Source organism: Filimonas zeae, assembly GCF_014641615.1.
GTDB lineage: Bacteria > Bacteroidota > Bacteroidia > Chitinophagales > Chitinophagaceae > Filimonas > Filimonas zeae.
Genome location: NZ_BMIB01000002.1, coordinates 858,458 through 880,375 on the forward strand (window position 1 = coordinate 858,458; position 21,918 = coordinate 880,375).

The window sequence follows — 21,918 nt, forward strand, 5'->3', positions numbered from 1 at the left end:
AGTCAAAAATCAAAAGTAAAAAGTAAAAATTCAAAACTCCCAACTTCAAATTCCCTACTCCCAACTTACACCTCTCCTCCCATCAGCGGATCGCTGTAGCTGTGTGCACCGGTTTCTAACCGACCTGCATAGTGCTTTCCGAAAGCAGGGTGCCCGGGTATGCTGATATGGAAATCATACCATCCGTGGCTGGTTTTGCAGTTCCATTGCACCGTACGCTTACTATGCGGGGGCAGTTGCACCTGCTGCTGCTGTTTATGATAAGAGCGCCCCTGCAACTGTACAATAATACTTTCATTGCCGGTATTGTGTAACTGCACCTGCAAATGATAGCCTGGTGCTTTATAGCGGGATGTTACCTGTAGCAACGGATCGGCCGCGCTTCCTTTTATTTCCCGGTAAAAGCCATTGGGGCCGTATACCCGCAAGTGGTATACTCCATTTTCAAAATGTGCCAGCGGCCAGTGATCTGTAACCATATCGCCCGCACGTACTGCATAGTTCCAGCTTCTGGCCTGCTCCCATGCTGCCGGTGACTGATGGTTGCCGGAGGCTGCGCGGTATTTACCCGGTGCATATACCGTAAAAGGCGCGCCTGCTGCTGTTTTACCAAACAGTTCGTCTGCTGCTGTAAAGCTTAGTGTAACCTGTTTATGGTTGTTATCCAATCCCCCATCTGCATACAACTCGTATGGCAGGGCGCAGGAAGGGCGTATCCCTTTTTCCTGTGGTGATACAAAAGCGGCGGGATTTTTTTCATAACCACCAGGCAGGGGTTTAAACTGTGCGCGGTGTATGGCTTCTATAAAAGCAGTTTTGTTTACCGGCTGTGGCGGCGCAATGACCTCGCCATTCCAGGGGCGGAATACAGAAGACAGGTTGCCACACACAGCACGCCGCCATGCGCTGATATTGGTTTCTGTTACCTGTTTTTTTAGTTTATGGCTGGCAAACTGCTCAAGCAGCTGCAGGCAGGAAGTATGATCAAACACCTGACTGTTTACCCAGCCACCGCGGCTCCACGGAGAAGCGATGACCAACGGTACGCGGAAGCCCAGCCCGATAGGGCTTTCGCGCTCAAAAGCGGTGGGAAAACCGTTGCGGTCACGCGCCTGTTGGGCAGTTACATATTCAACCGAAGCATCAATGCCCTTACTTACTTTTCCGGTATCGGTACGGTGCGGATGGGGTGCTACAAAGGGAGGCTGATGATCGAAGTAACCATCATTTTCATCATAGGTAACAATAAACACTGTTTTCTTCCATACCTCCGGGTTTTGGGTAAGAATATCCATTACCTCCGATACATACCAGGCCCCGTACCAGGGCGCGCTGGGATGATCGGAAAAACGTTGCGGTGCCACCAGCCAGGATACAGGCGGCAACTCTCCTGCCTGTACATCTTTGCGAAACTGGTGCAGAATATCACCGGCAGGCACTTTCAGCCCGCGTTTTTCGCCACCATCATCATAAGTAAGGTTGCTGAGGGTATGATAATCCGCATCGCCCGCGTTGGTAGTAAAAGCGCGGCGGTGAATCTGTTTTGCTATTCCGGGCAGGGCCTCCCACTCCGCTGCCAGTTGCTGCGCCTTATCCGGAGCCTGTTTTTGCCGGTATGCACCATGCAGAAACGGGTGGTACTGTGCAAAAAACTCCAGCGGGTTATCGGTATAGTTGGCCAGCCAATCATCTTTTTCGCCAGGCAGGCCGGTTACACTTAATTCGTTCTGATATACTTTCCAGTCAAGTCCATGCTGCTGCAGTAACTCGGGAAACGTGCGCCAGTTAAGCGAGCCAAAGCCTGCATCATCGTTCCATACGCAGGCCCGGGAGTTTTCTTCCGCCTTTTCGCGTATGGTGCCGCTCCATAAATACAGGCGGTTGGGGGTGGTACCCGTTAAGGAAGAACAGAAATGCTGATCGCACACCGTAAAGGCATCTGCCAGGGCGTAGTAGAAAGGCAGGTCTTCCCGGGTATGGTAGCCCAGGGTTAAAGGCATACGGCTATATCTTCTGGTGCCGGAGCGTTTGGCTTCCAGCCATCCATCATACTTACCATCGTTACGGGCATTTACCTGGTTATCCCAGGAATGCGGTAAAGACTGCATCCAGGTGGCTTTGGTATCGTACATATGTAAACGGAAGGGGGCATAGGTATCGCCATCAGCATTGGTTTGCAACCATACCGGCTTTTGGTTGGGCAGCTGAATAGCCCGCGGATCGCTATAACCCCGCACACCCTGCAGGGTACCATAACAGTGATCGAACGAGCGGTTTTCCTGCATCAGAATAACAATATGTTCTGCATCCAGCCAGGTACTTCCCTTTTCCGGCTCAATAGCCAGTGCTTTTTGTATAGATGCCGGTAACAACTGTGCCAGTGCAGCCGCACCGGATAATAAAGCCGCTTTTTTTAAAAACTCCCTTCTGTTATCCATATACAATAAAAATAGGGAAAGCAGCCCTATTACCTGCTGCCTGTATGTTACGTTAACATTATTGCGGCGTATATATTATGCATTTGCCAGTGGCAGGCGAATGGTAAAGGTACTGCCTGCGCCGGGGCGGCTGGTAACGGTAATGCTGCCATACTGCAGCTCCATAAATTCGCGGCATAGATGCAGGCCCAGGCCCAGCCCTTTTTCGTTACCGGTGCCGCGGGTAGAAGACAGGTTAAAAGTAAACAGCTGACTGATGGCTTCGGGTGCCAGACCAATACCGGTATCCTGCACATGAATAACGCAGTAATGCTGCTGCAGCTGCGAATGCACCTGAATACTACCACCGGCAGGCGTAAACTTGATAGCGTTGTTGATAAGGTTACGCAGCACTATTTCCAGCATCTGCTGATCGGCCAGTACTACGTGGGTATCTTCTATATCTACCATAAGGGCAATGCCCTTGTTATCGGCAAAAGCGCGCTGCGTGGCAGCCACCTCTTCCACGGCTTTTTTTACGGGCAGGCTGATGAGTTTTACCCGCATGCCCTGTAGCTGGCTGTACGACCAGGAGAGCAGGTTGCTGAGCATATCGGAGGTGCTTACGGTAAACTCTTTCAGGTGGCCCATAAACAATGCATGATCTTCGGGCGTGAGTTCCTGGTTATCCAGCATATCCACCACCTGGCCAATGCTGTTGAAAGGCCCGCGCAGATCGTGCGCCATTACCGAAAACAGTTTGTTCTTCTGCAGGTTCAGCAGCTCCAGCTGGCGGTTCTGCAGCAGTATTTTTGCCGCCTGCTCCTCTGCCACCTTCCGTTCTGTATTGTATTTGTTACGCAGATAAATGGTTACAAAGTACATACACACCAGTATGATGAGAAAGCTGGAAATAACATCGATAAACCGGGACTGTTTGGAATCGTACGTATAGGGTACAAACCGCGGGTACCAGAGTTCCATTACCAGCAACGCGGCCGTAATACACAAATGGGTGCAAAACCATACCAGATGCAACTGCCGTTTACTGAAAGCGATTAACAGCTGAAAAGTGAGCAGAAACAGAAACAAGGTAGGCCCCAGGCTGCCGGCATTAAACAGGTAATTAATGATAAGGGTAATGTAAGACGCCACCGCATAGGATACAATACCCAGCAGGTGCCTGTGTTTAAAACGCGCCTGGTAATAAAACAGGGCGATGAGCAGTAATAATACCGCCATCATAACACACACATTCCACAAGCCAATAATGGCATTAAATGGCAGCAGGAATAACAGGATGGCAAATGACAGCACACAGATGCCATGGAAAGATTGCTCTTCCGGCGCAAATTCCGCCGCATCTCCTATCAGATACTTCCACGTTTTTTCCAGAACAGGCTTATACACAAATCGGGTACGCATAAAAAAAAGCCGTTGAGGGTTAAACAGCCCTAAAAATAGGGTTTTACGCGCCCGTTGTTGCTAGAAATGGTATTGATGTGTAAAATTTATAATTTCTTTTACCAGGGTATCCTCCGAATGGCTGGTAATGTTGATAAGCGCGTAATTGTTTGCGCCTGTAGCTGCCTGGCTACGCCAGGCAAGCTGGCTGATGGTATGATGGCTACCATTATAATACCACCAGGCGGTATACAGGCGGTTGGTATCCTGATTCAACTGTGCCATATACACAGTATGCCCGGCCACCTGCTGCTCCTGCACATGGGTAAACTGGTAGCCGCTACCCTTCCAGCATATCATAGGATGATGTTCTGTAGCATAAAAGCCCGGAATAGCTTTTACATAAATTAACCCGTTGCTGCTTACAAAACGCGCTACATTACCGGGCAGCAGTGTTTTCTGATACCCCGGCAGCCGGCCGGTAAGGGAAGTAGCCGGGGGCGCCTGGTAATGGCCGCGCAGGGCCAGCGCTGCGCCAACACCTGCCAGTAACAGTACATGCAGTATGGAACTAACCCGCCGTGCAGGCAATACCGGTTGAGTGGATGGCAGCAGCGCTCCTTTTGTTTGCACCAGTTTACGGGTAAGAAAAACAGCCGGCACCAGTACGCATATACACCAGCAGCAGATGCCCATACATTCGTGCCCCCAGGTACCCGGCAGTAACGCAAAATACACCAGACAGGTAATGCGGTACAGGTTGGCTACAATATTCAGCACAAGCACAGCTGCCAGCAACAGCCCCACCCAGCGCGCCGGCAACCGGCGGGCATACCTTTTCTGATACACCACTACCAGCAGTAACGCAGCCAGCAGCGAGGCCATAAGCATCTGTAGCCCCATACAGGCAGGGTCTACCGCAAAACTGGTACTGCCGCACCGGATAACATTACCCTCTGCATAGGCGGTTAGCCCGCAGGCGGTAAGGATACCCGATGCTATTTTTGACAATTGTAACCGGATGGGAAAGGTAAACAGATTGGCTGCAAAATCGGCCGCGCTGCTGGCAAAACACACCGCCAGCACCGCAGCCAGGGGCACCCTTTTAATAAAACATTCCACTGCAAAAAATGCCCCGCATACCAATGCCGCCAGCAGAAAATGTTTAAAAGGTAAACAACAGAACAAGACCAGAAACACCAGTGCTGCTATACCAAAACGATAGCGACGTACCGGCGGCCCCTGGGGTTGGTACAGCAGCGACAACAGGATGGTAAGGCCCCCCAGTTGTACGCTGAGGGAATGCCAAAGCACATAGTTATGTAAACCGGTTATTAAAATGGCTACATAACCCGACAGTAAAAAAAACAACCATTTTTTATCAGCAGTCATTCCCGTATTGATTTAAAGAAGAGAAGGGCGGTATACCGCAAAAATTAATACCAGCAATACAATAATGATAAGCACCCACTCATGCGGCTCGGGCACAGAACCTGTGGCCTGATGCGCGGCGTTCTGCAGGCTGTTTTTACTGGCTTTGATATCGAACCGGTCGTAATCCTGCTGTGTTTCCAATACAATTAAACTGGAAGCAGGCGATACCACATAGGCCTGCTGTGCCTCAGTAATTACCGGTTCGGGCACCTCTTCCCCCGCCAGCAGGGCGGTACCTGATTTTTGCAGAATATGGTTGTAAGCAAACAAACGCATCAGATGGTCTGGCGCAGTACCGTTTGAACGGGCCAGCGCGCTATCGCTTTGTATAATGGCCATTCCTGCTTCCGGTAACTCTATACGGTTATCGTTTTCTGTACCGGCTACAAACTGCCTGCTACGCAGCAGCCCGCTTAACTGTATAAGATTGCCCGCTGCATAGTGAAAAGCCCGGAACTCTTTTAAAGTACGGATATAGGGTGACAGCGTATCGCCTATATTAAACAGCTTTATGCGTTGGCCATTGGCAAAACATTGCTGCAGCTGTTGTAAAAATCCGTGCCCTTTTAAATCGTGCAACACCGGAGAGGTAAAAGTACCTTTACTTACCACCAGCGCCGAAAACGGTTCTTTTATCCGGAAAAACGGAAACAGGCTGAACCGGTACTGCCGTAATTCTTTAAACAGCCTGCTTTTATTTTCTTCTGTTACCTGCGTTAGCTCATCCTTTTCATTGGCCACATACACCTTTTTATACTTTACCATTTGGTAGGCCGTGTTACATTCCTCACTGGTCCAGGCTTCATTAATATCCAGATATACATGGGTAAAACTGGTAGTATCGGTTACGGGTGTGTACGGCTCCGGGTGCCAGGCTTTACCATTAAAAACAAAGGCTTCCCCGGACGGTTCTGTATTGCTCACACTCATTTCCCAATCGGTTTTGTAACTGCCGGATTGCAGATAAGTCTGTTCGCCTGCGCGCACAAAACTCAACGGCAGGTGTACAGCTGTTTGCGGGCCCATTACCTGTACTTCGGTAGTGGCTTTTGCACCAGACCAGTCTGGCCCTTTAAAAAATACCGAGGTGTAATACAATTGATTGTTCCGCAACTGCAGCGGACTGGTAACGCCTATTTTAAACTTACGGTGCTGGTTACGCAGCACCGGAAACACCCGTACGGTAATAATATTCCCCTCCTGCCAGTGCACCACAGAAGGATCGCGCCGCTGCACGCCTACAATGGTTTTATAAGCGGTATCTGCCTGGGCTTTGGTGGTGAGCAGGCCTTTTTCTTCCCGGCCATTGATCCAGAGCGACAGTGAGGTAACCACACTACCCTGGGGCAGCTGGAAGGAGTAAATAGCTTCTTCCGCACCATCACTCCAGGGGCTGGGCGGTGCCTGGTTGCTGATTACCACCCCCAGTTCGGTATACGACATACGGAAGGACGGCCAGATGGCCACTTTGGTATCTACCTTATCTGTAAACAAATGATCGCCCAGCCACAATCGTTCCTGCGCCTGATGCCGTGCCTGATACATGGCTTCCAGTACTTTAATGCGTTTTTCATCAGCCATATTAATAGTGCCCGCCAGCAGAGAAGACGTGATTACCAGCGGATCGTGCTTGCGCTGTTCATCTATTGAGCGGGAAGGCAGGGAGAAAAAAGACATATGCCCCGCATCAGCCGTTTCATATACCAGCCCTGTTTTAAGCATTTTTTCGGTAACCATATTTTGTGGAAGCGTACGTGCAGTGTTAACCCAGGCAGGAAGTGCGGGATTACCCTCAATAGATGCATCGCCATATTTCCGGTTAATATGTGACAGGTTAACACACCATAGAAAAACAAAGCATATGGTTATGATTACAGAAAATGCGATACCAGCCATTAGCGCATACCTGTAGCGGGAACCTGTAAGCTGATACCGCTTTATGAGCACTACCGAGTAAATAAAAAACAATAGCGGAACAAAGGTGTGCAGCGATATACCAATACCTATAGCAGCCAGTAAACTGATGCCGTATAAGGGTACCAGGTAGAGTGCTAAATAAGCATAAAACGGCAGGCTTGCCCCCAGGATAAATGTTTGCAGCTGCTGTAGCCTGCCAGGCATGTTTGTAAAAAAATAAAAAGAGAGATAATTGATACAGGATATAACCAATACCCAGCACATCCATAAAGTTGCCGATTGAAACACTTCCATCTGGCGGTTAAGCCCATAAGCGCTGATTAAAAAGAGTACCAGAAATATCCAGAACACATGCAGGCCTTCCCTGCCCTTTTTTAAACGGCCGCTGAACAGCAGCACCAAAAAGTAACAACCCGCAAGGCCAATGTGAATCATAAACAAAGCCTCTGTCTGGATCTGAAAAAGCAGGGGCGCCACAAAAAGCAGTATTTGCACTAACAGTAACAGCATGCCCGTACTCCAGACGGTATCATTCCATTTCTCTTTAAGGGTAAGCATTATATTCGTTTTTTAAGACAATAAATCAAACAAGCACTTTGAAACTCAAAGTTTAAACCCATTTAAAATCCCGCTTTTTACGCAGGATTCTGTTTTTTGAATAAACTTTGAACCACAAAGTAAACTATACCGGAACAAGCAGCCAAATTTTTCTTTGGTTGCCCCGGGGCAGCATACTATGATGGAGGGGCGGCAGGCGGTACTTACCGGAATTGCCAACAAAAGCAACGAAACAGCCAAATAAAATATGGCATTGCGCTATAAGGAGAAAGATAAATACCTTAGCATTACACCGTAAAGCACACGGCACTAAGGCCGCGCAATTTATACAACAGAATATATGAATTATACAACGTTACTGGAAGAAGTGAAGCATCACGCCCTGCATTTCTTTAAAACGCATGAAGAAACTCCCTTCCTGTATCACAACCTGGGGCATACAGAAGCCGTGGTAAAAGCGGCCACCCAAATGGCCTCTTATTACAAGCTGAGCGACCGCGATGTATTTATTGTATTAACAGCCGCCTGGTTTCACGACATGGGGTATTACACCGGCCCGGCAGAAGGGCATGAGAAAACCGCTGCCGACCTGGCCGCCATATTTCTGCGCCAGCATGGGGTGGATGAACCTACCATTACCGAGGTGCAGCAATGTATTATGGCCACCTGCATGAACGGACAAACGCCCGAGGGCTTAAAAGCACAGATAGTAACCGATGCCGACCTTTTCCACTGGGGTACCGATGAGTTTGCCGAACGCAACAAGCTGATGCGGAAAGAAGCGGAAACCCGGCTGAATAAAAAAATAGCCAAAGAAGACTGGCAGCGCGGCACCATTAAACTGCTGAGCACCCACCATTATAAAACCAGCTATGGCCAGCAGTTTCTGGAGCCGAAGAAGAAAGAAAACCTGGAAAAGCTGAAAGCAAAATTTGAAGAGCCCCCGCTGCTGGTAAACATAAGCACCAAAGCCACTACCCTGCCCGAAGCCGCCACCGGCAAAAAAGGCAATAACAACCGCCCGGATAAAGGTATTGAAACCATGTTTCGCATAAGCAGCGGCAACAACCAGCGGCTGAGTGATATGGCAGATAACAAGGCGCACATTATGATATCTACCACTTCTATTATATTATCGGTAATACTGAGTGTGCTGCTGCGCAAGCTGGAAGATAACCCGCACCTGGTAATACCCACCATGTTATTACTGGTGGTGTGCGTTACCACCATGGTGTTTGCCATACTGGCTACCCGCCCCAACCTGAGCAACGGTACGTTTACACAGGAAGACATTGACACTAAAAAAGTAAACCTGCTGTTTTTTGGCAACTTTTACCGCATGAGCTATGATGAATATGCCAATGCCATGAACCACATGATGAACGACCGTGACTTTTTATACGGCAGCCTTACCAAAGATGTATACTCGCAGGGCGTGGTGCTGAGCCGTAAATACCGGTTGTTGCGCAAGGCGTACGACATATTTATGTTTGGTATTATACTATCGGTAGTTGCCTTTGCATTTGCCACCATCATATTTGGACATTAATAACACAGTAATGGAGTACTATTTCTTTAACCGTGATATAAGCTGGCTTTATTTTAACGAACGGGTTTTGGAAGAAGCGGCCAAAGACACAGTGCCTTTACTGGAGCGCATTCGTTTTTTAAGCATTTATTCCAGCAACCTGGATGAGTTTTACCGGGTACGTATGCCCTCGCTGATGGCTTTGCAGAAAGTAAGCAAAGAAACCATTGACATACCTTACGAAGAAGCTGCGGCCATGATTAACCGGCAGCAGCAGGAATACGGCCGCATACTGAACAGCCGTATTAAACCGGAACTGGAGCAACTGGGTTACCGCCTGCTGAACGATGGTGTAATACCACAGGCCATAGCAACCAGCTGCGCCCGCTGGTTTTTTAACCAGGCAGCCGGTTTTTTACAACCCGTAATGCTGAAGCCCGGTGATACCAGTTTTTTTCCGGAAAACAACCAGTTGTACCAACTGGTAGCTACACAAACACCCGATAACCGCGAACAGCTGTATCTGGTAAACATACCCGTAGCCCAGACAGGCCGTTTTTTAAAAACGCCCGACCCGGAGAGTGACCACACTTATCTGGTTTTTATAGAAGATATGATTGCGCAAAACCTGACGCACCTGTTTCCCGGCAGGGTAATACAGGGCACCTGGAATATTAAAATTACCCGGGATGCAGAGCTGGACCTGCTGGATGAGTTTGGCGACCTGGCAGAGAAGATGGAAAAGCAACTGGTTAAACGCGACTTTGGTTTTGCCACCCGCTTTTTATACGAGCCGGGTATGCCCTTACGCCACCTGCAAACCCTGGTGCAGCAGTTTAACCTGAACAAAGCCAGTGTAGTGGAAGGTGGCAAACACCACAACCTGCGCGACCTGGACAGCCTGCCGGTGGCAGACCGCGCCGCAGCCTACCCTGCCTGGCCGGCTGCGGAAGACGCGATACCATTGCAGAACAGTACCCTTTTTGAACAGGTAAGCCTGCGCGACCATGTAATACATACCCCCTACCAGAGTTATGATGCCATACTACGTTTTTTTAACGAAGCAGCTATTAACCCCGATGCAGAGGAGGTATATACCACTATGTACCGCGTAGCCAGCAACAGCCGCATTGCACAGGCATTGATTACTGCTGCCCGCAATGGCAAAAAGGTATCGGTACTGGTTGAGCTGAAAGCCCGGTTTGATGAGGCCAATAACGTACGCTGGGCCCGGAAAATGAAGGCAGCAGGCGTACGCATATTGTACAGCAGCAATGCCCTGAAAGTACACGCCAAAATAGCACTGGTAAAACGTAAACACGCCACCCTGCCCCTGCTGGGCCTGATGGCTACCGGCAACCTGAACGAAACCACCGCACGTTTTTATACCGATCATATTTTATTTACCGCCCACCAGCCCATGCTGCGTGAAATGGGGCAGCTTTTTACCTTTTTAACCAAACGCAAAAAGCCCGCAGCGGAAGATGCCATTCCTTTTCAGCACCTGCTGGTAGCGCAGTTTAATCTGCAGCGCCGGTTTGTGGAACTGATTGACCGGGAGATAGCCCATGCCCGGCAGCAGTTGCCTGCCGCTATTACCATTAAGCTGAACAACCTGGAAGAGGAAGTACTGATTAAGAAACTGTACGAAGCTTCGCAGGCGGGTGTAAAAATAACACTGGTAGTACGCAGCATTTGTCGCCTGGTACCTGGTGTGCCCGGTATGAGTGAGAACATTACCATTAAGCGGATAGTGGACCGGTACCTGGAGCACGGGCGCATATTTATATTTCATAACAATGATGCACCGGAGGTGTTTATGGGTTCGGCAGACTGGATGAACCGCAATGTGTACCGGCGTATTGAAGTATGTTTTCCCATTTACGACAACAGCATACGGCAGCAACTGCAGGAGATTGTGGCCATACAGGCGGCAGACAATGTACAGGCTGTGTGGATAGATGAGCAACTAAACAACGTACCGGTGGCGGTGGCAGAACCCGCCATACGATCGCAGGAAGCTATTTACCGGATGTTAAAGCAGATATAGAACAACAGGCAGCTATTTAAAACCAGACTTATGATGCGTACCATTACTACTATACGACTACTGATACCCATTTTACTGCTGATGACGGCCGCATGCGGCCTGCAGAAAAAGCAGGACCCAACGCCCAGGGCGTATAACCTGGGCAAACCTGAAAAATTTTCGATGCCCGAAAGTTTGCTGGAGATATCCGGCATTAGCTTTTACAAGGGCCGGAACGATAGTGTGTATGCCATACAGGACGAAAACGGCAAACTGTTTCGCCTGGCATGGAAGCACGAAAAACAATTACACGCGCAGTTTGGCAAAACGGGCGATTACGAAGATGTAAGCATTGCCCGCGACCAGGTAATAGTACTGAAGAGCAACGGCAGTTTGTTTCAGTTTCCTTTCAGCAGCGCCACGTATGAGTCTATAGACAGTGTGAACGAATGGAAACACCTGCTGCCCAAAGGCGAATATGAAAGCCTGTATGCGGATGACAGCAGCGGCCAGGTATACGTACTGTGCAAAAACTGCGAGCAGGATAACAAGAAAAAAGCCGCCTCGGGTTTTATATTCCGCATAAACGGAAACACCCTGGAACCTGCCGGCAACTTTACCATTAACGTAGGAGAGATTAAAGAAATAGCCGGTAAGGTAAAACGCGGCTTTCGCCCCTCGGCCATGGCTAAAAACCCGTTAACCGGGGAGTGGTTTATTGTATCGGCTGTGAACAAACTGCTGGTAATTACCGATGGCAGCTTTACCGTTAAGGAAGTGTACCCGTTGAACGGCAATACCTTTAACCAGCCGGAAGGTCTGGCCTTTGATGCGGAAGGCAATATGTATATATCTAATGAAGGCGACGACCTGAGCCGCGGCAACATCCTGAAATTTAAAAGACTTACCCGTTAATAAAGCTACATGAGACAACTGCTACTACTGTTACTGCTGGGTGCCACCTCCGCCACTGTTTGCGCGCAGGACAGCATCCGCTACCGCGTTATTTTTATTGGTGATGCGGGTGAAATGAACCCCGAGCAGCAAAAAGCGCTGCAGCACGCAGCCAATCATATCCTTACCGGCAAAACCTCGGTGTTTTACCTGGGCGATAATATTTACCCGCACGGCATGGGCCTGCCCGGCACCAAAGAAGAAACCGATGGGCAGCAGATACTGCAATCGCAATACCTGCCTATGCGTGCCAAACAGGCACCGGTATATTTTGTACCGGGCAACCACGACTGGGACCGGATGGGCCCCAAAGGGCTGGCGAAAATTAAACGCCAGTGGCAATACCTGGATGAGCGGGGCGACTCGCTGCTGAAACTGATACCTGCCAACGGCTGCCCCGACCCGGTGGAGATTAACCTTACAGACAGCCTTACCATTATTGCGTATGACAGTGAATGGTGGTTGTTTCCCTTTAACAAAGACAACCCCGATGGCGAATGTGAATGTAAAAGCCGGAGAGATGTGCTGATACGCCTGGCAGAACTGCAATATAAAAACAGGCATAAAGTGGTATTACTGGCCAGCCATCACCCTTTTCAGAGTTATGGTGTGCATGGTGGCGTGTTTACCCTGAAGGACCATCTGTTTCCGTTAACCGCTGCCAACAAAAACCTGTACATACCGCTGCCGGTAATAGGATCGCTATACCCCTTTCTGCGTAGCACCTTTACCAACCCCGAAGACCTGAAACACCCGCTGTACAAGTACATGATTAAAAATGTAGACGCGGTATTTGCCGGCAACCCTAATGTGGTACATGTGGCCGGGCATGAACATGGCCTGCAGTTTATTAAAGACAAAAAGAAGGTACAGGTAGTAAGCGGCGCGGGTGCCAAACATACCAATGCCAGTAAAGGCAAACACTCGCTGTTTGCAGAAGCTACACAAGGGTATGTAACTGCTGATATGCTGATAAACGGTACCCTGCGGTTTACCTATTATGTTTATGAAAATGATACCATACGCCAGGCTTTTGCGTATGAGCAGGCTTATACGCCGGTAACCGAAAAATCGGACACCAGCGCGCTGGCACAATATAAAGACAGTGTTACGGTAGCTGTGCACCCATCGTACGACAAGCCAGGCGGCTTTCATCGCTGGTTGTTTGGCGAAAACTACCGCAAAGAATGGGCTATGCCGGTAAAACTGCCGGTGATACGCCTGAGCGAAATGCATGGCGGCCTTACCCCGCAACAACTGGGTGGGGGTATGCAAAGTAAATCGCTACGGCTGGTAGATAAAAACGGTAAGGAATGGGTAGTACGCAGCGTGGAAAAAACGCCGGATGCCCTGCTGCCTGCCGGTTTACAGGACGCTTTTGCCCGCGACTGGCTGGATGATGTAACCAGTGCACAGCACCCCTTTTCTGCCCTGGCGGTACCGCCGCTGGCAAATGCGGTAAAAGTGGCCCATGCCAACCCTGTTATTGGCGTGGTAGCACCCGATAAAAAGCTGGGTTTGTACGAGAACATTTTTGCCAATATGGTGGTGTTGCTGGAAGAGCGTGAACCCGGTGGCAACAGCGATAACTCGGTAAAAATGGTGAAGAACCTGTGGAAAGATAACGAGAACGACATTAAGGCCAAAGACATGCTGCGCGCCCGTATGCTGGATGCCTTTCTGGGCGATTGGGACCGCCACGAAGATCAGTGGCGCTGGCGCGATGCGGGCAAGGGTAAAGATAAGTTATACGAACCCGTACCACGCGACAGAGACCAGGTGTTTCACCTTACACAGGGGGCATTGCCCTGGCTGGCCTCGCAGGATTATATACTGCCTACCCTGCGCAACTTTGATTATAAGATGGGGCATATACACTGGCTGTTGTTTAAAACAAGGTTTGTAAACGCCTACCCTTCTTTCCAGTTTACCCGCGAAAAATGGCAGGAGGAAGCAAAGAAGTTTACAGCCGCCCTAACCGATTCGGTACTGGAAACCTCGCTGAAGCAGTTACCCGCACCGGCCTATGCCCTGCGCCGTAACTTTTTATTCAGCCGTATGCAGCAACGCCGTGATAACCTGCCGGCAGCCATGGACCGTTATTATGTGTTTACCCAGAAAATAGCCGACATACAAACCAGCAACAAAAACGAACTGGTTGAAATAACAGATACCACCAACGGCAACCTGAACGTACGCATACGCCGTATGAATAAAGAGGGTGAAGTGAAAGAGGAAATGATGAATAAAACCTACGATGCCGGCCTTACCAGAGAAATACGTTTGTTTATAGGTAACGGTAACGACAGCGTAGTAGTAAACAACAAAAACAGCAACATACGTTTACGCATTGTGGGCGGCCATGATGCCAAAACCTACCAGATAGATGCGGCAGACCGCAAAGTGTTGCTGTACGATCGTTTTAACGGCAGCCGTTTTACGGGCGATACCAGCCGACTGCGCAAACACCTTTCTAACGACAGCCTGAACACCGCGTTTACCCCTGTAAACCTGTACAACACCTGGATGCCGCTGGCACTGATTGGATTGAACCGGGATGATGGGTTTATACTGGGCGCCGGCTTCCGCCATATTAAACAGGAAGGCTTTCGCCGTTATCCCTATGCCAGTATGCAGCAGGTGCTGGCGGGGCACTCTTTCTCCACCCAGGCTTTTTATATAAAATACCGGGGAGAGTGGATTGGTATAGGCAAACGCCCGGATATTGTACTGAATGTAAATGCCAAAGCGCCTAACAATACCATCAACTTCTATGGCCGTGGCAACGAAACCGAATTTAATAAAACCGGCAACTTTGTGCGTTACTACCGTACCCGCTTCAGCCTGTACGAGGTAAACCCGCAATTGCGCTGGAGAAGTGCAGGCAACAAAACATCGCTGAGTATTGGCCCTTCTGCCCAGTTTTACAGCTTTGATACCGATGACAACAAAGGCCGGTTTATTGAAAACAAAGGCCTGATAGGATCGTACGACAGCGTTACTATTGAAAAAAACAAACTGCATGCAGGCGTGGCGCTGGATTATATTTTCGATAACCGCAACAACCGCATTATACCCCAATGGGGCAGTTATGTACGGGTAAAAATGGCCGGATACGGTGGAATAGGGCAATATGCAAAATCGTACGGGCAGATAAGCCCCGAAATAGCCCTGTACAAAAACCTGAACGCCAAAGCCACTATTATACTGGCAGAACGTTTTGGCGGTACGGTAACGGTGGGTAAAACCGCGTTTTACCAGAGTGCCGTGCTGGGCGGGCAGGAAAACCTGCTGGGTTACCGGCAGTACCGTTTTGCCGGGCAGCATAGTTTTTATAACAACCTGGAACTGAGGATAAAACTGGCAGATGTGGCCAGCTATATTTTACCGGGTCAGCTGGGTATTACCGGCTTCTGGGATGTGGGCCGTGTTTGGGAGCAGAACGATAACAGCAATAAATGGCACCATGGTGCAGGCGGTGGTATTTATTTTGCCCCTGTTTCGATGGTTGCATTTAGCTTTGTAGTGGGAAATTCGACAGAAGGTCTATACCCCTACTTTGTTATGGGCTTCCGCTTTTAGCAAGGTTTAGACAGGCAATAAATGAGAGGACATGAAGACAAAGTTGTTAAACCTGGCACAGGGATCTGATTACCAGGCCCTTTACACCCTGGACACGGAGCTATCGTTTCGTCCCTTTATCCGGTTTCTGGAACAAAAAATACAGGAAGAACATACTGCACGGGCCGCCATATTTAAGGCGGCCCTTGACGCCTTTGCCCGGTATCCGGAATTACAGGACCCTATTACTGTAACCGACCCGGAAAAGTATAAAGCGGTACTGGAGCAGATTTTTACCATACTTACACCGGTTACCGAACCGGAAAGCAGTTACCTGTGGGCCCTGTGTTTGCCCATGGCACCTACTGTTTTTTACTGTACCAATGCTTTTTATGATTTACTTACGGTAGCCTGTGATGATGCAGACATCTGCTCGCTCAAGCCCAATCTGATACAACATACAGAGGAAGACTGGCGGCAACAGAAGCTGACACATACCTACTCTATTATTTTAAGTAAGCTATACGGCATTCCGTTTGGGCACAAGGATATTATACACAAAACCATAGATGAAGGCACCGGACTGGCGCGGTATTACCGGCTGGATTTTGATGACCGTTTTATAAACATTAAAACCAGCAAGCCCCTGCCCGAACTTACCATGGAAAGTATTCAGGAGCAGCTACCGCCTACCAGCAACCCGTTAAGTGTGCTGGAAAGCAAACTGCCGCTGAACCTGTTTACGTTTGAAGGTTTTTCGGTAATAACCTTAACAGAAGTTACGGAAGAACATGCCGTGGAAACCCTGCGGGATATAGTGGTAGAGCATGCCCAGAATAGCGATGAACGCAATTTTGAACGCATTGAGCTGGCGCTGAAAAGCATGATAGGCAACCCCGCCATCAGCTTTGGGTTGCTGCCCCTGCTGAAGATTAATAACCGGTATGTATTTAAAAACGGAATTGGCCTGAAAAGCACCCTGATTGATCTGGCCCGCCAGCATGGCTTTGGCGAAGAGATGTTTCAGGGTTTTGTACGCAGCTATGTTACCGCGCCCCGCATTGTTTTTCTGCGGAGTATTACGCCCCTGCATCAGGACCTGTCGCCAGCATTAAAAATACTGGCAGAGCATAACATACTTTCCTTTGTAATAATACCCATGTATTACCAGGGTAAGCTGTGTGGCGTGCTGGAAGTATTTTCTGACCAGGAAAATATTATCAACGAAAAAATGCTGTCGCGCCTGAATGCCGCCAACCTGGTATTATCGCAGGTACTGCAACAGTCGATAGACGATCTGCAGACAGAAATTGCGCGTGTAATTACCGATAAGTTTACACCGCTGCAGCCCGCTGTACAGTGGAAGTTTAACGAAGCTGCGTGGGAGTATCTGGTACAGGAGCAGGAACAGGAAGCACCCCGGCTGCCCCGCATAGCGTTTGAAGATGTATACCCGTTATATGGTGCCGTAGACATACGCAACAGCACCGAAGAACGCAATACGGCCCTGAAAGCCGACCTGGAAACGCACCTGCACCTGCTGGAAACCACCATGCAGGCCATACAGCAGTGCGATACCTGCCTGGTAAATGAAGAGAGCGTTAAAAAGCACAAAGAATGGCAGCAGAAAATAGTCAACAGCCATAACATGAGCCCCTACCAGGCCATGAAGCTGGAAGACTACCTGCACCGCGAAATACCGGCGCTGCTGCAAAGTGTGCGGCAGAACAACCCGGGCGCATCGGGTTTAATAGACCACTACCTGCAGGCCATTAACCCCAAAGACGGTGCTACCTTTCAGCACCGCCGCGAGCTGGAAAACAGTATGCAGCTGATTAACGTAACCATTGGTAAAACACTGGACCAGTTTAACAGCACCCTGCAGGAAGAGTTTCCGTGTTACTTTGAAAAATTCAGAACGGATGGGGTGGAGTACGATATTTATACCGGCCCCAGCATTGACCCTACCCGCACATTTGACCATAACAGCCTGAAAAAAATACGGCACCGCCAGCTGGAAGTAATGGCACTGATGGCACAGCAAACCAAAGCTTTGCTGCCCCTGATGCCCAAAGCCCTGCTTACCACCCAGCTGATATTTGTGCATGGTACGCATATTGACATTGCCTTCAGAGCAGATGAAAAACGGTTTGATGTGGAAGGCAGTTATAATATACGCTACCAGGTGGTAAAGAAAAGGATAGACAAGGCCTTTATTAAAAACACCGCCCAACGCCTTACACAACCCGGCACCATTGCCATTGTGTACAGCGGCAAACAGGAAATAGAAGATTACCTGGAAGGCATACAAAGCCTGCAGCAGGCCGGCACTTTAAGCCAGGAGCTGGAGTGGCTGGAGCTGGAAGAACTGCAGGGACTTACAGGTATGAAAGCGTTACGTGTGCAGGTACTGGGAGGGGTTACATTAGCATAATTGTTGTTGACTTTCAGAAGCTATGACATTTTCACTCCGACTTTTTACAAGCCTGGCGCTGCCGGTGCTGGCAGTGGTGTGCGCCCCTGCCCAAAGCCCGGCCCCCGGTGCAGACAGCATTACGGTTGCCATATCGCCGGTGTACGACAGCGTATCGGCCATTCACCGCTTTTGGTTTGGCGAAAGCTACCGTAAGCTGTGGGCAGCCCCGGTAAAGCTGAAAGTGTTTTACCTGAACCGGGAAAAAGGCGGATTGACTATAGAACAAAGAGGCGGCGGATTACAAACCCGATCGCTGCGGTTAAAAGACCCTGGCGGCCAGGAATGGGTACTACGTACCATTCAGAAATATCCCGAACGTGGCCTGCCGCCCAACCTGCGTGCCACCATAGCCAAAGATATTCTGCAGGACCAGGTGGTTACTGCCCACCCGTTTTCTTCGCTTACCGTGCCTCCGCTGGCAGCCGCACTGGGTATACCCCATGCCAACCCGCAGATTGTATATGTACCGGATGATACCGCATTGGGCGAATACCGGAAAGATTTTGCCAACGCCGTTTTTTTGCTGGAAGAACGCGAGCCGGTAGATGCAGACCGTACCGACAACACCGATAAAACACAACGCAAGCTGGAGGAAGACAATGATGTACGCGTAAACCAGCAGATAGTGCTGCGTGCCCGCCTGCTGGATATGTTACTGGGCGATTGGGACCGGCACGAAGAACAGTGGCGCTGGGAACGGGTAAAGGAGAAAAAGAAAGTAGTGTATACCCCCGTGCCGCGCGACCGCGACCAGGTGTATTACAACACCACCGGCGTTTTTCCGTGGATACTGAGCCACCAATGGCTGAAATCGAAATTTCAGGGCTTTCATGATAATATCCGCGACATTAACGGCTTTAACATCAATGCCCGCTACTTTGACCGTTATTTTCTCAACGCCCTTAGCGAGGCAGACTGGAAAGAACAGATTGCTTACCTGCAACAAACGCTTACAGACAGTTTAATACGTTATGCCATACACCTGTTACCGGATACCATTTACCAACTATCGGGTCCCCGGATTATTGAAACACTGATAGCCCGCCGGCAAAACCTGGGTAAAGAGGCATTGAAATACTACGCCTTCATCAGCAAAAATGCAGATATACCCGCCACAGATAAACACGAACTGTTTAACATAGTAAAGCAGCCGGATGGGCTGGTAGCCGTGGATATTTACAAGATAAAGAAAGACGGTACCCGGGAAGAAAACATTTACAGCAAAACCTTTGCCCCCGCCATTACCCGCGAAATACGCCTGTACGGCATGGGCGGGCAGGATGTGTTTACCGTTACCGGTACAGACAAAAGCTGTATTAAAATACGCCTGATAGGTGGCGATGGCCGGGACAGCTTTTACATAGCACCCGGCGTACGCAATAAAGGCCGTTTGTTTGTATACGACCGAAGCGACCAACCCAACGTACTGCCGGGCCGCACGCAGGCGCGCATACGAACCGATACAGACAGCATAGTAAACAGCTTTAACCGCAAAAGCTTTTTGTTTGACAGATTTGGGCCACTTTTCAGCGCCCAGTACAACCCCGACCAGGGCCTGCTGCTGCGGGCAGATATGATACTGGAAAAGCAGGGCTTTAGAAAAACGCCTTACGCGCAGCAGCACCAGCTGATGGTAAGTTATTTTACCGGCCGCAAAGCTTTTATGTTGCAATACCAGGCCGACTTTAAACAGTTGATAGGAAAAAATGATCTGCGGGTAAATGTGCTATCCCGTGGTCCGCAAAACCTGAGCAACTTTTTTGGCCTGGGCAATGAAAGCGTGTTTGTAAACGATGACGATAAGGAAATAAGTTATTACCGCAACCGGTACGATCTGATTAATGGCGATGTACGCCTGTACCGCAAGCTGGGCAAGCGGTTTACCCTTAACGGCGGTATAGCCGGGCAGTTTTATACCGCACGTGGCGCCAATAATGAAGCGCGCTTTTTAAAAGACTATAACACTGCCCACCCGGAAGCGCAAGTGTTTAACGACCGTGTGTTTGCAGGGCTGGTAGCCGGCATAGAAGCAGATACGCGCAACCACGGTTTTATGCCCCACCGCGGCCTCCACTGGAATGCTGAGATAACCGGTATGCAGCAAACCAACGGCATGCACGAAACCTGGGGCAGGGCCACTACCGATTTCAGTTTTTATGTTCCGCTGGCAGGCGATTCAACCCTGGTAATGGCCAACCGCATAGCAGGCGGTACCACGTTTGGCAATCCCACCTTTTTTCAAATGATGGCTATTGGTGGCGCGCAGGTACTGCGCGGTTTTCATACCAACCGGTTTATAGGAAAAACTGCTGTATACCATAATCTGGAATTTCGCCTGAAGCTGTTTGATTTTGCTTCTTACCTGTTGCCCGGAACGGTGGGGCTGGTAGCTTTTAATGATATAGGCCGCGTTTGGCTGCCCGGCGAAACCTCTGCCAGATGGCATGACGGCTATGGCGGAGGTATATACATTGTACCTGCCGAGCTGTTTGTAATTCAGGCATCAGTAGGGTTTAGTACCGAAGGCGCTTTGCCCTATATAACGGCGGGTTTCCGGTTTTAATGCCTGGCAAAACAATGCGCCCCGCCCAGCAACGCAGCATGCTCGCCCAGGCCGGCCATAACAATAGCAGGCATACGGGTAACGCATGCAGATAAACCCTGCAACAGATCGGAACAGAATAATGGCCACGCCTGTGCAATATTGCCGCCTATTACCAGTATATCCGGATGTTGTTGCTGAATAAACTGCTGCAGAAACCAGGTAAGATCTGCCCCGAAGAGGCGAAAAGCTTCCGCAGCATGCACATCACCTGCCACACGTTCGGCAATTACTCTGGCATCCTTCACTTTTTCGCCCGATAACTGTTGGTAGTTACGTAGCAGGCCGCGGGTAGATACAAAATCTTCAATCCGTTCGCCCTTGTAGGGCAGCACACTCAACTCCGCATCGCGGCAAACGCCGTTTTGAAAAATAGCAGAGCCCAGGCCGGTACCCAGTGTAATACCTATAGCATGCGCATGGCCTTTGGCAGCACCGTAATACACCTCCCCTTCCAGAAAAGCTTCCGCATCGTTTCTGAAAAGCAGATCCTCCGCCGGTAGCTGTAACCGTTGGCTCAGTGCTTCCCGGATATTCAGTTGGTATAACGCCTCATACTTATCAAAACCTGTAATAAGGCTGATGCCCTGTTTATAATTGAAAGGGCCGGGCATGGCAAAACCTATTTTGCTGCTGGTTACTCCGGTAGCTGCCCACAAATCGCTGATTACCCCGCACCATGTGGTCAGAATGGTATCTGCATCTGCATGCCTGTCTACTCCCCTGCGTATTACCTGCCCGTTAGCCAGCTGCCCTGTTGCCAGATCCGCCATGGCGGCCGTAATATGCGAGCCGCCTATATCAATGCCCATTACCAGTTCCGTTGCTGTTATATTGTCAGTCATGCACACTACTATTCTGTGCTGTACAAGGTAGCGGATTATTTCTTTTTAACATCACTTTTGTGATTAACAACCACCTGAAAGCAGGGAGACGGATTTTAGTGCTAAAAAGCCGATTTTCGCCGACAGATTAATCTGTTTCCCGCCCATTAACAAACGTTTGGCAGTATACGCCACGTGAATGGTACCAACCTTG

General features: G+C 49.6%; 11 protein-coding genes. 6 read left to right on the top strand and 5 right to left on the bottom strand.

Annotated features, from left to right (window positions below):
• Positions 1–65: 65 nt before the first annotated feature.
• The 4 genes from IEY13_RS10190 to IEY13_RS10205 all read right to left on the bottom strand — a co-directional run bounded on the left by IEY13_RS10190 (position 66) and on the right by IEY13_RS10205 (position 7,730).
• Complete coding sequence (locus tag IEY13_RS10190) at positions 66–2,438, bottom strand: phosphocholine-specific phospholipase C (protein WP_188951874.1); 2,373 nt, start codon at positions 2,436–2,438, stop codon at positions 66–68.
• A 75-nt stretch (positions 2,439–2,513) separates the two neighbouring features.
• Positions 2,514–3,842 (bottom strand): sensor histidine kinase, encoded by a 1,329-nt coding sequence (locus IEY13_RS10195; RefSeq protein ID WP_188951875.1) that lies wholly within the window; start codon positions 3,840–3,842, stop codon positions 2,514–2,516.
• Between the two features lie 60 nt (positions 3,843–3,902).
• Positions 3,903–5,213 carry an exosortase N gene (gene xrtN / locus IEY13_RS10200; RefSeq protein WP_188951876.1) on the bottom strand — a complete coding sequence of 437 codons (1,311 nt, stop codon included), beginning with the start codon at positions 5,211–5,213 and terminating at the stop codon, positions 3,903–3,905.
• A gap of 12 nt (positions 5,214–5,225) precedes the next feature.
• Positions 5,226–7,730, bottom strand: a complete 2,505-nt coding sequence (locus IEY13_RS10205; RefSeq protein WP_188951877.1) for an XrtN-dependent VIT domain-containing protein — start codon at positions 7,728–7,730, stop codon at positions 5,226–5,228.
• Positions 7,731–8,070: 340 nt separating this feature from the next.
• Here IEY13_RS10205 and IEY13_RS10210 point away from each other — a divergent pair, with 340 nt between their 5' ends.
• From IEY13_RS10210 to IEY13_RS10235, 6 genes are read left to right on the top strand one after another with little or no spacing between them, the layout of a single operon-like run.
• Entirely contained in the window at positions 8,071–9,279 is a 1,209-nt protein-coding gene (locus IEY13_RS10210) for a Pycsar system effector family protein (protein ID WP_188951878.1), read from the top strand.
• A gap of 10 nt (positions 9,280–9,289) precedes the next feature.
• On the top strand, positions 9,290–11,308 hold the full coding sequence (gene ppk1 / locus IEY13_RS10215) for a polyphosphate kinase 1 (protein ID WP_188951879.1): 2,019 nt from the start codon (positions 9,290–9,292) through the stop codon (positions 11,306–11,308).
• Between the two features lie 30 nt (positions 11,309–11,338).
• Entirely contained in the window at positions 11,339–12,202 is an 864-nt protein-coding gene (locus tag IEY13_RS10220; protein WP_229687809.1) for an SdiA-regulated family protein, read from the top strand.
• 9 nt (positions 12,203–12,211) lie between these two features.
• Entirely contained in the window at positions 12,212–15,823 is a 3,612-nt protein-coding gene (locus IEY13_RS10225) for a BamA/TamA family outer membrane protein (protein ID WP_188951880.1), read from the top strand.
• Positions 15,824–15,854: 31 nt separating this feature from the next.
• Positions 15,855–18,236 carry a GAF domain-containing protein gene (locus IEY13_RS10230; RefSeq protein WP_188951881.1) on the top strand — a complete coding sequence of 794 codons (2,382 nt, stop codon included), beginning with the start codon at positions 15,855–15,857 and terminating at the stop codon, positions 18,234–18,236.
• Positions 18,237–18,258: 22 nt separating this feature from the next.
• On the top strand, positions 18,259–20,841 hold the full coding sequence (locus IEY13_RS10235; RefSeq protein ID WP_188951882.1) for a BamA/TamA family outer membrane protein: 2,583 nt from the start codon (positions 18,259–18,261) through the stop codon (positions 20,839–20,841).
• Here IEY13_RS10235 and IEY13_RS10240 read toward each other — a convergent pair.
• Positions 20,838–21,725, bottom strand: a complete 888-nt coding sequence (locus IEY13_RS10240) for an ROK family protein (RefSeq protein WP_188951883.1) — start codon at positions 21,723–21,725, stop codon at positions 20,838–20,840. The genes IEY13_RS10235 and IEY13_RS10240 overlap by 4 nt on opposite strands.
• Between the last annotated feature and the right edge of the window lie 193 nt (positions 21,726–21,918).

What these genes read in the sequence shown, in the direction of transcription:
- IEY13_RS10230 (WP_188951881.1), top strand. Translation starts at nt 15,855, where the DNA reads ATGAAGACAAAGTTGTTAAACCTGGCACAGGGATCTGATTACCAGGCC.
- IEY13_RS10205 (WP_188951877.1), bottom strand. Translation starts at nt 7,730, where the DNA reads ATGCTTACCCTTAAAGAGAAATGGAATGATACCGTCTGGAGTACGGGC.
- IEY13_RS10235 (WP_188951882.1), top strand. Translation starts at nt 18,259, where the DNA reads ATGACATTTTCACTCCGACTTTTTACAAGCCTGGCGCTGCCGGTGCTG.
- IEY13_RS10210 (WP_188951878.1), top strand. Translation starts at nt 8,071, where the DNA reads ATGAATTATACAACGTTACTGGAAGAAGTGAAGCATCACGCCCTGCAT.
- IEY13_RS10240 (WP_188951883.1), bottom strand. Translation starts at nt 21,725, where the DNA reads ATGACTGACAATATAACAGCAACGGAACTGGTAATGGGCATTGATATA.
- IEY13_RS10225 (WP_188951880.1), top strand. Translation starts at nt 12,212, where the DNA reads ATGAGACAACTGCTACTACTGTTACTGCTGGGTGCCACCTCCGCCACT.
- IEY13_RS10190 (WP_188951874.1), bottom strand. Translation starts at nt 2,438, where the DNA reads ATGGATAACAGAAGGGAGTTTTTAAAAAAAGCGGCTTTATTATCCGGT.
- ppk1 (WP_188951879.1), top strand. Translation starts at nt 9,290, where the DNA reads ATGGAGTACTATTTCTTTAACCGTGATATAAGCTGGCTTTATTTTAAC.
- xrtN (WP_188951876.1), bottom strand. Translation starts at nt 5,213, where the DNA reads ATGACTGCTGATAAAAAATGGTTGTTTTTTTTACTGTCGGGTTATGTA.
- IEY13_RS10195 (WP_188951875.1), bottom strand. Translation starts at nt 3,842, where the DNA reads ATGCGTACCCGATTTGTGTATAAGCCTGTTCTGGAAAAAACGTGGAAG.
- IEY13_RS10220 (WP_229687809.1), top strand. Translation starts at nt 11,339, where the DNA reads ATGATGCGTACCATTACTACTATACGACTACTGATACCCATTTTACTG.